Below are 15,031 nucleotides of genomic sequence, written 5' to 3' on the forward strand. Positions count from 1 at the left end.
GCTTACGTTTAAACACTGATTTAAGTTTCAAAAAAAATATGTATTTAAAAATGAAGCAGGATTGATAATTCCTGCTTCTGGTTAGGGGATGATTAAGTTTTGGCCGATGTAGATGGTGTCTAGTGTTAGGTTGTTCGTTTGTTTGATTGCATGGACAGTTGTATTGTATTTTTTGGCTATGACTGATAAGGAATCACCTGACACCACAGTATAAGTAACTTTTGTCGCTTCTGGTAATAATTCCTCTGCTGTTATTGATGTTGATGTTATAGGAAGTTTTAAGACCTGCCCGACAAATAGGACATCTGTAGTTAATTCATTTATATCTTTTATCGTATTTATCGTGGTTTTATTCCGTTCAGCAATTGCCCATAAGTTATCTCCGGATACAACCGTGTAATTATTGAAGTTTTGTTCAATTGGCTCCTTTAGCTCATCCTCTTTTGGAGAAGCGTTTACGACAGTTGTCGGAACACTAGTTGGCAGTGTCGTTGAATAGCTATTCCAAATAGAAGGATTTTCTTGCCCGACACTCCAATTACCTACACCACGAATATTATATTCGCTAACTAATGAAAGCTTCTGCTCGATGGATGCATCATTTTCAAACCAAATCGTGTAAGTACCTGGGATGAGATTTGAACCAGCTACCATCATAATTGGATCATCATTTTCAATTGTCACAATTGCTTTTGGTGTTTTACTAATTTCATCAAATACTACTTCGCCGTCATACATGTTAATCATTTTTTCCACTTGAGAATTAGATATACCAAAGCCTCCATAGTTAAAACCTTCTATCCAATAACGGCCATAATGGGCAATTCCCATCACTATTTTTTCATTAGGAACCTGTTGATTAATCGCATATTGAATCGATCTTTCTACCCAATCTGCACTTGCTACAGGTCCAGCTTCTCCGCCCGGATAGCTTTCATCATAGCTCATGATCATTAAGTAATCTGCGTATTTAGCTAGGCCCGTGTAATCATAAGAACCGTGCCAGCCAGTGCTCCAACCGTTTGGGTTGGCTGCAACGGCGACAGACACTTCTTTTGTGTCAGGGATAAGTTGTCTTAATAAACGTACAAACTCTGTATAATTTTCCCTATCAGCGTCCGTAACATTTTCGATATCAACATTTACACCATCTAAGTTGTAGCGTTCAATCGCGTCAGCAATTTGTCTTGCGGCAAGCTCTTTATTTGCTAGCATCGCCCGGCCAACATCACGATTCCAATGATTGCTTAAAAATGGTACGACACGCACACCTTGCTGATGCATCGTTTTGATAAAATTCGGATCGACTTGGTAGGTTAATTTTAACGTGCCATCAGGATTTATATCGAAATAACTTGGTGATACAATGTTCATGGTATGACCTGTCTGATTTACCGTGTTTACATATTCATTTGTATTACCAAAATACATATACCCCAGATTAACGACTTCGCTTGCGTGGATTGGTAATTGTATCGTTTGGTTAGGTTGAATAACTTCACTCGTCAACTGATTTACCGACATTAAAGCATCGACAGTTGTATTGTATCGTTTAGCTATCGTATAAAGAGTGTCGCCTTCTGTTACTGTATAATAAGTAGTATCTACAGTGATTACTTCACTTGTATTGCCAGCTAAATCTGTTTGCGTAATAGAAACCTCTAATCCTTTTAACATGCTTTGTTCGAAAAAAATATTATTTAGCATAAAGAATCCACGATCATCAGCATTTACTGTTCGCTTAGCTATTTGATTCCCTTCAGCGTCGGTCAACGTGATATCTACTGTAGCCTTTGGTTCTGCTGTTCCAATCACATTATAGATATACTGTTGGTTTTGAAGACTAATACCACTTTTAGCTATATCAGGCTGTTCTATGACTGTATCTTTTTCAATCGTAGACGCTTGCACGATGCCGCTATTTCCTGCTAAATCAGTTTGGAATATTTCTATGGACAATGGACCATCTTCAAAAATAGTTAAATCAAAATTCTCAGAGAACAGCCCGTCGATGACTTCCGAAGATTTTGTTATATTTGTGTCCCCATCACTTATGGTAAAAGAAACAAGAGCACCTTCCTCCTCGCTTAATCCTTCCATGATATATTCTGCGCTATTATTGGCATTCACATAGGGAAGAGAAGGGAGTGTAATCTCAGCTGGTATGCTAGTATCTTTTTTCACACTAATTAGCTTGGTATCACTCGTATTTCCTGCAGCATCAATCTGAGTTAGTGACACGTTAACATCTCCGTCCCGTAAATTCGAAACATCGATAGGGAGGTTGAATACACCATCTGTGTCCGTTGTGGCGGTCTCTGTTATGGTTGTCACTCCATCTTTGATTGAAATATCTACTGTTGTATTTGGCTCTGTTTTTCCTCCTATGTGATAGGCATCGCTATTGCCGTAATACACGGGCTGAAGTTGGTTCATTTCGATGACACCTGGTGCTATCGTGTCTTTTATTATTGTTTTTCTCATCCATGGACTACTGTTGCCAGCATTGTCTTTTTGAGAGAATTCAAAAATAACATCGCCATCCTGTATGCTCGTCAAATCAACGGGGATTTCGAATTTCCCTTTTTCATCTGCAGTTTCCTCGAGTTCGATTTTCTGCCCACTCGCATTAAAAATATTGATGTGAAGCTCGGCATTTCTTTCAGCAGTTCCGATCAATACATAATCCGTTTGATTTTCCTTATTAATAAAATAATTGTTGTGAAAAATCGGTGCAGTTGGTGCTTCAGTATCTTTCATCACCTCGGTTGTGCTCGATTCACTTTTCACGCCAGCTTTACTTGTTTGTGTAGCAGTTACTTTAATCTTTGTATCTTCAAGGATGCTTATATCTACTTCGACACTAAATTCTCCCATATCGTTTGTCTTCACTGTAGTTGTGATCTCCTGATTGCTCTCATCAGATAGAATGACTTCTACGGTCGACCCGGACTGTGCGTTACCGAATACGATGTATGACGTCTGTGATTCATCGTTCACTTGTGCCGTTGATCGGATGACAGGTGGTGCAATACTCGTATCCTTAATGATCATAGTAGATTCATCTAGACTGCTGTTACGATAGAGATCAACAGCACGTGTTACCACCGTTAATTCACCGTCATGTAATGCTAGTAAATTGACGATAGTTCGAAATTCACCTGTTTCATTTGCTTCTACTTCAGCAGTAACCATATTAGCATCCCTATCTAAAACAGATATTTCAATAGTGGAGCCTGGTTCTGCTACACCAAAAATGGTGTAATGATTTGCATTTAGGTTCGTTACTTGCTCATTATTATCGATAACAGGTTTTGTAATAAATGTATCTTTGATCACCGTTTTTTCGCTTTGCTGACTAGTATTACCTGCTTGGTCTTCGGCTATGATTTTTAGTGTAATAGTTCCATCATTTAAGCTGGATACATCTACATTCGCTTGAAAATCTCCTGCTTCTTTCGTTAATATCTTTTGACTAAGGACCGTTTTAACTCCGTCCGTTGCACTAATCTTAAGTGAAGTATTAGAATCGCTTGTTCCACTAATCCTATACTGTTGAACATTTTCACTTGTAATTACCTGCAATTCTCCGATTGAAGGAGTACTTATGTTTGTATCTTTGTTGACTGATTTTTCAATTGATGGGCTCGTGTTGCCTACTACATCAACGGCGTAACTTTGCATACTAATCTCCCCGTCATTTAAATTAGATAGGTTTAGATAAACGAGAAAATTCCCTTGATCATCCGCGATACTCTGTTTATGAATCGGTGGATTGATGCCATCGGTTGCAACCACTTCAACGGTTGATCCTGGATCAGCATTACCAGATAGAGGATAAGCAGCAACATTCTGTTTGTTAATAATAGGTAGTTGCGTTATGAAGATAGGCGTGCTAACCATCGTATCTTTTTTTATAGTCATCCTGCTTGCTTGGCTTTGATTGCCTCCTTGATCTGTTGCTGTGATGGCGACTGTCAAGTTTCCATCATTTAAATTAGATAGGTCTACTGTTTGCTTATAGGTACCGTCCACACCTGAAGTCACCTGATTAGTTATGGTAGAAACCCCATCAGTCACAGAAATGTTGATGCTTGCATGAGCTTCTGCTAACCCAGAAACAACTATATTTCCCTGCTGTTCTGAGGTAACGGTATTCATGTCATCAATCATTGGTGATGCGGGTGCGGATGTATCGATTTCTGTTACATTTGGGATTTTTAATTGCTGGCCAATATAAACCGTATCGCTAGTTAAATGGTTTGATTTTTTAATAGCATCAATTGTTACGTTATATTTTTTTGCTAAAACAGATAAATAATCACCAGAGACAACGGTATGCGTGAGCATCTCCGTGCTTTCTGTTGGAATTGGTGCTTCAGGTGATAACGTATTGCCAGGGATAACTATCACTTGTCCTATAGAGATTAAATCAGCTGTTAGGTTATTCATTTCTTTTATACGATCAACGGTAGTATTATTTTTTTTGGCTATGAGAGATAAGGAATCACCTGACACAACGACATAATTAGTTGTATTTGTGTTATTTTCCACAGACTCCTTAACGGGTTCATTAACTACTGGAACTTCCGGTGTTTCTTTCTGAATCGAGGATACCTTTAACACTTGACCAACCAACAACATATCCGATGATAGATTATTCAAAGCGCGAAGCTGATCAACTGTGACGTTAAAACGTTGTGCAATAAGAAACAATGTGTCACCAGAGACAACTGTATAACTAGTGTTAACTTCATCATCAACTGACATGTCTACCTTTGGTTGATTGGAGCTAATGCTAATGGGGATTTTCAATTTTTGACCAATGTAAATCATATCACTAGTTAACTGGTTTAAGGACCGAATACTTTCAGCTGTTGTGTTATAACTTTTCGCAATGACTGAAATACTGTCACCTGATTGTACACTATATGTAAAAAAAGGAAGGCTTAGTGTTTGATTAACATGAATCACGTCATTCTCCATATGGTTACTGTCCTTTATCGCCGTTACTGTTGTATTAAATCTTTTTGCGATAAGCGATAAACTGTCTCCGGACTTAACAGTGTACACATCATTGGCAGGTATCAGTGTTACAGTGGCAGTATCGGTCTCTGCGCTTACATTAGAAACTCCACCGCCAAAATACATCGTTGTAACTAACATGGAGCCAATCATGATTTTTGCTGCTGTTACCCTTACATTAGGATATTGTTTTGTCACTAATTCTCTAATTTTAGTTTGAAGTTCCGTTGTTTTTCCGGGATTCTTTCCAAACTCACTAGAAAACTCTGTTGTATGACTGTCGAGGTACACAACTAATATAAAGTTGTTCTGTTCTTTTATTAACTTGTAATCGCGTAGTTGCATTTAAAACACCTCTAATTATATTTTCGTGATATAAAACGCATGTAATTCTGCTTATTGTTTTCTAATCAAGCTGTCTTCATGCACGATATTTTCCAACCCATTATATTCCAATTATAAAAATGAAATTGTTAGCCATTATAGGATTAGGTGGTGATTTTCTAATGGACTTTGTAGCAAGCGATAGATTAGATAAAACGGACGATGGTTATACAGCTATACTTTTTTTAGATCAGAATTTCTCGGAGTTTTCGAGTGAATTAGGTTCGGACAATATTAAATCAAAGCAAACCGGTAATAACATTAAAGCGTATGTGAAAGATCGATTTCCAAACAAAAAAATAACATCTGCGAAAGTATTTTTAGGCTCATTATTAGTGATGTCTATTGCTTTTTCAACAGATTATGAAGTGCATGCGGCGTCAGAGGACAACGAGGTAGAGACGAATAAAGTAGATACCAATAAGTACACAGTGAAAAGCGGAGATTCTCTCTATAAAATAGCGTCGGAACTCAATACAAATGTTGATAGGATCAAACAGCTAAACAACATGAACTCGAATACGATTTTTACCGGACAACTATTAGTGGTGCCAAACACTTCCCTTTCAACTGAAAACACTATTTCTTACCAAGTAAAGTCAGGCGATTATTTATCTGTCTTAGCAAAGAAATTTAACACAACTACAGAAAGAATAAAACAAGTAAATGGGCTTCATACGGATGTGATTTACATTGGCCAAACCCTTCAAATACCAACACCAACAGATGCGACTCCCGTTAGTCAGTCTCAAACACACCAAGTCGTTTCTGGTGATACGTTGTCAGGTATAGCAAAAAGCTATCAAATCAGTGTAGCTGATTTAAAACAAATGAACCAATTAACTACGGATATGATTTATGTTGGTCAACAGTTGAAGATTCCTAGTGGACAAGCTGCCCCTGTTTCTTCACCTGTACAAGAATCTGGCCCTTATACAGTTGTTTCAGGTGATACATTGTCTGGAATTGCAAAGCGATATAACATTTCAGTAGAACAGTTAAAATCAAGCAATGGACTAATTTCTGATACCATCTTTGTTGGACAGCAGCTTTCCATCTCTAAAAATACCACTGGTACAGATACCAAAGACTTACAGCAAGACTCACAAGCTTTAATAAAAAATCTTCAGGTACTAGGATTTTATAAGGATGATGTCGATCAAGCGGTGAAAGCATTTCAACAAGCATATGGCATACATGCTACAGGACAATTGGATGTTGAAACACAAACAGCTATTAATCATGCCTTGGTCAAAGACAAGCTGGTTGCAGATACCAAAAACTATATTGGAGTTCCGTACGTATGGGGAGGCACAACACCTTCTGGCTTCGATTGTTCAGGTTTCGTTTATTACATGTTTCATTCAAATGGGGTAGACATGGAGCGTGCGACTTCCGCTTCCTTATACGAAATGGGGAAATCGGTGTCTAGTACACAGTTGCAGCCAGGTGATTTAGTCTTCTTTGCTGTGAACAGACCAGGAGAAATCTCTCATGTTGGTTTTTATACAGGTGACAACAGCTATATATCTGCCACCTCATCCAAAGGTATATGGGAATATGACATGGATAACCCATATTGGTCACAATATTATGTTGGAGCAAAACGAATTTATTAAATGCCATGGCCAGACACCACACGAATTTCGCCATAATTTGATTTGACGTCTATCAGTGGATCGATTATTCAATATCGTATTTAAACCGTTAATATTAAGGAAAAGTATAAAAAGCTATGAAATAGTAGTAGGGGAACTAAAGGAAGCAAAGGGGGATAAATACCCTATGTTTCCTCATTATGCTGGAAACCACTTCCAAATTCATGTTAGTGTTTCGTTATTTCGTGAAGTAAAAGGTATTTTTGAACTAAAATCTAAAATTGAGCTTCCCTTGTTTACTCTCTAACTACAATCATCTTAAACTTCTCTCAATATTTAGCCATAAATAAACACCCCAAAAGTTAGTTTTTCAACTTTAACTTTTGGGGTGCACTACAGCCTGATATTGCTTCTTTTTTATGATTCCCGTATTTCAAATTTGGAACAATTCAGATCCTTTTGATTAAAAAGAAGGCCAGCCATCCTCCCACTGGAATTCTCTTAATTGCATACGAATAACTCCATCATCGTTGGCATCATAATAATGGTAAACCATCACTATATCTCCGTCCTCTTTAATTATATCTTGTCCACCAGGACCAGTGTGATTGGAGTAGCTTTGTAGAATAACCTCTCCTCCACCTTCATTTAGAGGTGTTCCATCTTTATCAACATATGGACCAGTGAGTGACTCAGAACGGCCGACGGCAACTTTATATGTGCTGTCCGTGCCTTGACAACACGAGTCCCACGAAGTTAATAGATAATAATAATCGTCCTCTTTAAAAATAGTAGGACCTTCAATAGCATTATGATCGGTCGTTTGTCTTCTATTAGCAATGGTATATATTTCACCTGTTGGTTCTGTCATATCTGTAAGCGCTTGTAATTTAATCCCACTAAAATGCGAACCAAATACCACCCACCACTTTCCTTTATCTTCAAAGACCATCGGATCAATTGCGTTATAATCAACACTAGAATCTGACGTTAGAATAGCTCCAAGATCTTCCCAACTATTAATATCACCTGGAGTTTCGGTTCGTGCAACTCCTATTGATGAAGAATTAGTTCCAAAAATGGATACAGCATAATACATGTAGAATGTACCGTTATTTTCAACTACATGCGGCGCCCATAAGTGTGCTACATCATATTCCTCTGTCCACTCGGGTGTCGGTATCTCTCCTACAGATTCCCAAGGACCTTCTAGCCCCCCTTTAGATTGGCGTATAAAAATACCACCTGGATTATCCGTATCTCGAGCAATACCAGTTGACACTACATAATGCGTGTCGCCATCTTTAAATATCGATGGATCATGTGCCGGATCATCAATTCCTTCTTCAGAGTTATAATCGCCAATATCACCTGACAATTCAATAGCCCCTTCAGGTTCTGAATTAGTTGTTTCTTCACCATTAGTCTGGAATGGCCAATTAAAATAGATTGCGAATGGTACCAACAAAATTAACAAACCTACTATGATTAACCCCCATTTGAAACGCTTACTTTTTACATTCATTAAACTGTCTCCTTTGCTATTCTATGAAGTTACATACACTACCATTCTAGTTTTAAAATTCATTCTGGTCAATAAACCTACTATGATGATTGTTTTTTCCAAGACAATAAAAAGGCAACACAGCAATTTCACTAGTGTCGCCTTTTATTATCTAATTATTATATGCTTCCATTTGTTTTTCATATTGATATTGAACCATCTCGTAATCATTTCCCCAGTCGGACTGAGCTTTCTCTAGCACTTGCTTTTTAACATCTGTATCTACAATCAATTCCTGAATCCGATTATATGCAACCAGTTGATTATCGTATTGATATTTCATCATTTCATATTGATTAGGCCAGTCGTTAACAGCTTTGCTTAGTATAGTTTCTTTATACTCTGTATCTATTACTAAATTCACTAGACTATCAAATGCAATCATTTCATTTTCATGTTGGTAATCTTGCATTTCATAATCATCTGCCCAATCTTCTGCTGACTTAGCTAGCACTACTGACTCAACCTCAACTCTATCCATTTGAGCTAACACATTTTCAAAAGAGCCATCCGTTTGTTCAGACTTTGTCTCCAATGCTTCTGTAGGTTCTTCGACCGAATCTAAAGTATTTTGTTCTTCTACATTAACTGTTTCAGCTTCTACTTGATTCGTATCATCCGCCATTATGTTAGCGTTTGATTCGGAACTACAAGCAGTAATCAAAACTATCATTATAATCGTCAGAGATGAAATCCAATATGACTTAAAAATCTTTCTCATACGTGTTACCCCCTAATTCTACATACTTTCTTATTTTACAATATTTTTATTTTTTTACATAGTGTTTTTATGGTTTGCAGTACCATAGAATAACTTGACTTCTTGTTAAATCATCTATTCTACACTAGTCCAAATCACCTGTTTTAAAAATCGTGCATTAACTATTAATAAGTCAGTGATTTTTGTAAATAATAATAGTAAGTTCATACCTTTAATGACTGAGGAGATATTAATTATGACTACTAATTTAGAAATTAAAAATGTTTTAGAACGTTTATCGAACAATCAACAGTTGCTAGATTTTAAAATACCTACAGATAAAAATGACGATATAAAAAAATACCTTCACTATTACGGTTTAAATATGAATCATATTGACCTTCATATAGGGAAGGTTGGAGTAAATAATGTAAATATTACAGCCCAAATTTTCAGGCCACAAAAAAGTAAAGGAACTGTTTTTTTATTACATGGTTATCTCAGTCATGTCGGTCTTTTAAAACATATCATTCAATACTTTACTGACTTAGATTTAACAGTTTTCACATATGATTTACAAGGGCATGGACTATCAATGGGAAAAACAGCTTCAGTTAAGGACTTCTCGGATTATGCTACAATACTAGAAAAATTACTGCACACTGCCGGCAAAGAGATGTCTCACCCTCTATACGTGGTTGGACATAGTACCGGCGCCGCAATCGTAATCGATTACATACTTAGACACCCTAACCATAGCTTTAATAAAGTGATCTTTGCAGCACCACTTGTTCGATCAAATTATTGGCATGTATCTAAGTTGGGGGTATATATGGCAAAAATGTTTCCTTTTATTACCGAAATTAAAAGAAACTTTCGCAAAAATTCTTCTGATCAAAGTTATCTACACTTTGTAAACAATGAAGACCCTTTACAGGCTGATTTCATACCGATGGAATGGCTCAAAGCACTTATTAAATGGAACAAAACAATCCAAGTCTATAACAAAACAAATACACCTACTTGTATCCTACAAGGAAACAAAGATAAAACGGTCGACTGGAAATATAACGTGCAATTTATCCAAAGAAAATTTAATAATTTACAAGTCATCCAAATAGACAATGGAAGGCATGAATTATTTAATGAAACGGAGCAAATAAGACAAATTGCCTTCACAAGAATCAACAAATTTATAGCTGAATAATACCTAAACCGCAGAAAGAGTTTTTATGTGTTAACCGTTTTAAAAGTTGCAGAGGCTTACTAAAGCACGCCTCTATTATGTATCTTGTGATAGAGATTTATTGCCCTGTTTCCTTTTTAAAATCCATAAAAAGATTTCCACTACTATCTTTTACATAAGCAGTTTGAAGGGTAACAATCTTATTTTCATTAATTAGATATGCTAATATAGTGTCACAAATACTATGATTACTCTTAGTTGATCTTGTCTTAAATACTAATAAAGCATTTTTAATGTTACAAATTTGTTTAGTTATACGAATCAATTCATAGACTCTTTCTTGGTTACACACATTTATTATTCCAATGACATTTGTAGGAATATAAGTTCGTTCAGAAAAAAGCTTCTCTAGTGTTATTTGATCGTTTTCAACTATGTATTCTCGTTCCACCTGTAAAACAAAGTCGTTCCAATGTATATTTGTATTATTATCCCACCATGTTAAACCCATTGTCCCATAGATTTCGTCGCAAGTATCCATTGTATAGGGCTGATACCCTACCATAGAACCTAATTTTGTGAAATACTCCATTTCATTCCTTTTGATTGATTGGTTATCATCGTAAACAGTCAGACTCAACGTATGATAGTTTCGAACATATCCCTCAAAAAGCTTTATCAAATCTATTATCATTATTAATCTTGCACCTCCAAACATCTCTAATTATATAAAGTTTGCCCTAATAACTCCATGGATTAATTTATGAAATTATATAGGTCGCCAGGTTTCTTTTATTTGTTAATTTAATCAATTTTAGATACTTAGTCATAAGCATTAAGAATAAAAGCTCAGGTCGCCTCGCTCACCCTAGGGCAAATTAAGACGAACATCTATGTGGTGCTCTTTACCACAAAGATGTTTGACTCGTGTAGGCGCTGTAGCTGGACATGGCACATGCTGGTAGTCAGTTATCCACTGGACACTAAATCTATAATTTCCTATGCTAAAAGAAAAGCTCACACCTATAGCGTAAGCTTATTATCTCTTATTCAAATGGGTACTTTAAGTCCCATTGTCCTCGGATTTCATCTAATAGCTTAATAATCTCTAAAGATTCATCCAAAGGGATGATTGGACTTTCTTTCAAATTATCATTCAAGTAGGTTCCAACAGCCTCCGCCTCAAAGGCATATCCCTTTGATTCACGATTATCGCTAAAGTTTTCTACCTCCTCACCTGAAACATGAAGTGAAGCTGAGGTTGCGTTTAAAAAAGAAGGAATTCGTATATAACCATTTGTCCCGTGAATATAAGCTTCGTTCGTTAAACCTAGTCTTATGGAACCATTAAGGGAGGCTGTTTTTCCAGATTTGTATGACATAAGAATAGAAAAATGTTCATCAACTCCAGTTTCTCCGATGTGTGCAGTACTAAATACTTTTTCTGGTTTAGTTCCTAAAATCATAGAAGCAAATGAAACAGGATATATACCTGCATCAAGCAAAGCTCCTCCACCTAAATTCGGGTTAAGCAATCGCCAGTCTGGATCCCAAGGAGCTCTAAATCCAAAGTCAGCTTTCACTAACCGCACTTCTCCTATTTTCCCAGATTCAATCCATTCCCTAACCTTTACAATGAATGGAAGAAAACGAGTCCACATCGCTTCCATTAGAAATAACTTACTTTCTCTAGCAAAGTTAATAATTTCCTCTAGTTCACCTGAATTAACTGTGAACGGCTTTTCACAAAGGACTGCTTTCCCTGCTCGCAAACAAGTTAATACATTTTCTTTATGATAAGGGTGAGGTGTAGCGATATAAATAACATCTACTTCAGGATCTTCTGCTAGTTCTTGGTAACTTCCATATGCGCGTGCAATACCATGTGTTGATGCAAATTTTTTAGCACTTTCAATAGTACGCGAACCAACTGCCACACGTTCGGTATTTTTTACAAAATCTAAGTCCTTAGCAAAAGCACTTGCAATTCCGCCAGTCCCCATAATCCCCCATTTGGTTACAGCCTGCTTGTTTTTCATTCAAACTATTCCTCCTCTTCACTAAAATCCACTAATTTAAAAGCGCTTTCATTTTAATTATTTAAGATAAATGAAATATACAATCTCTGTTGCCTAAGCTTATCATAGATTCTATACAGATATAAAACGATACAATCATAATATAATATAATTCTTAAGTAAACTGAATTTCCGTTACTAAAAATAGTCGTTTCAACTATATTAGTCCAAAGAAAGAAGTAACTAACCTTCCTTTATTCTAATAAACGAAGGCTAGTTACTTCATTTTAATTTAAACTCTTTTCGTAAACTTTGTTGCTTTACAGCAGAAGAAATTATAGAATGTTTGCACTAACTTTAGTGTGTTCTTCTGACCTTACAAGATGAATATTAGTCGTATTAGAGAACTGTAAAAGTGAAGACAGAGTTGCGCAGACTTCTCGAAAATAAAAAGCGATTTTCTTCGTGCGATGTGACTTCATGGATTCTTACAACGTAATCCATTGAAACGGAAAGTAAAAAAGATAAGAATACTTAGTGCAGACTTTGTATTTTTTCTGACACCCAAACGAACTTTATGATTAAACTTGTCGTTGTTTCATCCAATTGATTAGACCACCGTGTAGCATCATATCAATTTGTCTCGCTGAAAGAGCATGCTCTACTTCAATTTCTTCTCCTGTGCCTTTAATAGTAATCTTAAATTGATTACTGTGCTGAATCTTTTCTCTTAAGTTAGTAAACTCAAGGACATCTCCTTGCTCAAGCTTTTGGTAATCCTCTTCATGCACAAAAGTTATAGGCAATATCCCAAAGTTAACCAGGTTTTGCCAATGGATGCGGGCAAAGTCTTTTACTAATGCAACACGTAATCCAAGAAATCTTGGTGCAAGGGCGGCATGTTCACGACTTGATCCCTGGCCATAATTATATCCACCAACAACTGCATGACCAATCTCACGTGTCTCCATTCCCCTATCATAGTAGCTCTCATCGATAATCTCAAACGTAAATTTACTTATTTCAGGTAAATTACTTCGAAACGGAAGAACACGTGCACCACCTGCTAAAATTTCATCAGTTGAAATGTTATCTCCCATTTTCAAAAGGATGGAAACTTCTAACTGATTAGGTAACTCATCCATTTCAGGTATGGAAGCAATATTTGGCCCCTTGTGCAACTCTACATGTCTCGCTTGCCCTTGTGGAATAGGTTCATCTAATAAATTGTTATCAACTTTAGGGTTTTTAGGATTTTTTATTTTTGGATATTCCATATCCAATTTACGTGGATCTGTGATTTTTCCCGTCAAGGCAGAAGCAGCAGCAACTTCTGGTCCACATAAATAGACACTGTCTTCTCTTGTACCAGAACGTCCCGGGAAATTACGTGGTGTTGTTCGTAAGCTATTTCGACCTGTGGCTGGCGCTTGCCCCATTCCAATACAACCATTACACCCAGCTTGATGTAAACGAGAACCCGCTTGCAATAAACTAGCCATATGTCCTTCTTGAACGAAATTCGTAAGCATTTGCCGGGAGGTTGGATTAATATCTAAAGATACACCCTCTGCCACCTGCTTTCCTTTTACGATTTCTGCAACCATTGCAAAATCACGAAACCCAGGATTAGCGGACGATCCAATGTAAGATTGATAGATTGGTTCACCTTCTACTTCAGTCACCGGAACTACATTCCCTGGACTAGATGGTTTAGCTACAAGTGGCACCAATTCGTCCATATTAATTTCTTCATCAACATCATAAGAAGCGCGACGATCACCTTTGAGTTCTATCCAATCTTCTTCTCTACCTTGTTCTTTTAAGAATCGTTTTACTTCTTTATCTGAAGGGAAAACTGTACCAGTTGCTCCAAGCTCTGCTCCCATGTTTGCGATAACGTGACGATCCATCGCACTTAGTTTTTTTAAACCTGGTCCATAATATTCAATTACTTTTCCGACACCACCTTTAACATCATGACGACGCAGGAGTTCAAAAATAACATCTTTGGCACTCACCCATTCTGGTAGATCACCAGTAAGCTTCACTCCCCATACTTCTGGCATTTTCACGTAAAAGGGTTCTCCAGCTATCGCCATCGCAACATCAATTCCACCTGCTCCCATCGCTAGCATACCCATACAACCATTCGCACATGTATGGCTATCAGAACCGAGCAACGTTTTTCCTGGTTTAGCTAGTCGCTGCATGTGCACAGGATGACTAACACCATTACCAGGTCGACTATAATATAAACCAAACCTTTTTGCGGCACTTTCTAAAAACAAGTGGTCATCAGGGTTTTTGTTATCCACTTGTATTAAATTGTGATCAACATATTGTGCAGATGCTTCTGTCTTTGCATAATCTAGATTCATAGCTTCTAGCTCAAGCATCACCATTGTACCTGTAGCATCCTGTGTGAGTGTTTGATCAATTTTAAGTCCAATCTCACTTCCGGGTGTCATCTCACCAGACACTAAATGATCCTTTATCAATTTTTGTGTTACATTTAACGCCATTAACGTACCTCCTCGGATTGAATTCGTTTAT

8 protein-coding genes are annotated in these 15,031 nt (G+C 37.0%); 2 read left to right on the forward strand and 6 right to left on the reverse strand.

Going from position 1 to position 15,031, the window contains the following annotated elements:
* Positions 1-81: 81 nt before the first annotated feature.
* Entirely contained in the window at positions 82-5,370 is a 5,289-nt protein-coding gene (locus QQS35_RS19790) for a LysM peptidoglycan-binding domain-containing protein (protein ID WP_285933968.1), read from the reverse strand.
* 161 nt (positions 5,371-5,531) lie between these two features.
* Between QQS35_RS19790 and QQS35_RS19795 the strand changes: the two genes are divergently transcribed.
* The gene (locus QQS35_RS19795; RefSeq protein ID WP_285933969.1) at positions 5,532-7,028 is read left to right on the forward strand and encodes a C40 family peptidase; all 1,497 of its coding nucleotides are present in this window, start codon (positions 5,532-5,534) and stop codon (positions 7,026-7,028) included.
* A 442-nt stretch (positions 7,029-7,470) separates the two neighbouring features.
* On the opposite strand, the gene QQS35_RS19800 is transcribed toward QQS35_RS19795, so the two are convergent.
* Together QQS35_RS19800 and QQS35_RS19805 are read right to left on the reverse strand one after the other, a co-directional pair.
* Entirely contained in the window at positions 7,471-8,532 is a 1,062-nt protein-coding gene (locus QQS35_RS19800) for an arabinan endo-1,5-alpha-L-arabinosidase (RefSeq protein ID WP_285933970.1), read from the reverse strand.
* A 151-nt stretch (positions 8,533-8,683) separates the two neighbouring features.
* Positions 8,684-9,292, reverse strand: coding sequence for a hypothetical protein (locus QQS35_RS19805; RefSeq protein ID WP_285933971.1), 609 nt, complete (start codon positions 9,290-9,292; stop codon positions 8,684-8,686).
* A gap of 235 nt (positions 9,293-9,527) precedes the next feature.
* Between QQS35_RS19805 and QQS35_RS19810 the strand changes: the two genes are divergently transcribed.
* A complete protein-coding gene (locus tag QQS35_RS19810) occupies positions 9,528-10,478 on the forward strand; it encodes an alpha/beta hydrolase (protein WP_285933972.1) in 951 nt (316 codons plus the stop codon).
* Between the two features lie 97 nt (positions 10,479-10,575).
* On the opposite strand, the gene QQS35_RS19815 is transcribed toward QQS35_RS19810, so the two are convergent.
* The 3 genes from QQS35_RS19815 to QQS35_RS19825 all read right to left on the reverse strand — a co-directional run bounded on the left by QQS35_RS19815 (position 10,576) and on the right by QQS35_RS19825 (position 15,000).
* Entirely contained in the window at positions 10,576-11,151 is a 576-nt protein-coding gene (locus QQS35_RS19815; protein WP_285933973.1) for a hypothetical protein, read from the reverse strand.
* 352 nt (positions 11,152-11,503) lie between these two features.
* Positions 11,504-12,496, reverse strand: a complete 993-nt coding sequence (locus QQS35_RS19820; RefSeq protein ID WP_285933974.1) for a Gfo/Idh/MocA family protein — start codon at positions 12,494-12,496, stop codon at positions 11,504-11,506.
* Between the two features lie 560 nt (positions 12,497-13,056).
* Complete coding sequence (locus tag QQS35_RS19825; protein WP_285933975.1) at positions 13,057-15,000, reverse strand: aconitate hydratase; 1,944 nt, start codon at positions 14,998-15,000, stop codon at positions 13,057-13,059.
* Positions 15,001-15,031 lie beyond the last annotated feature (31 nt).

The sequence above is a fragment of the Aquibacillus rhizosphaerae genome (assembly GCF_030282825.1).
Lineage (GTDB): Bacteria > Bacillota > Bacilli > Bacillales > Amphibacillaceae > Aquibacillus_C > Aquibacillus_C rhizosphaerae.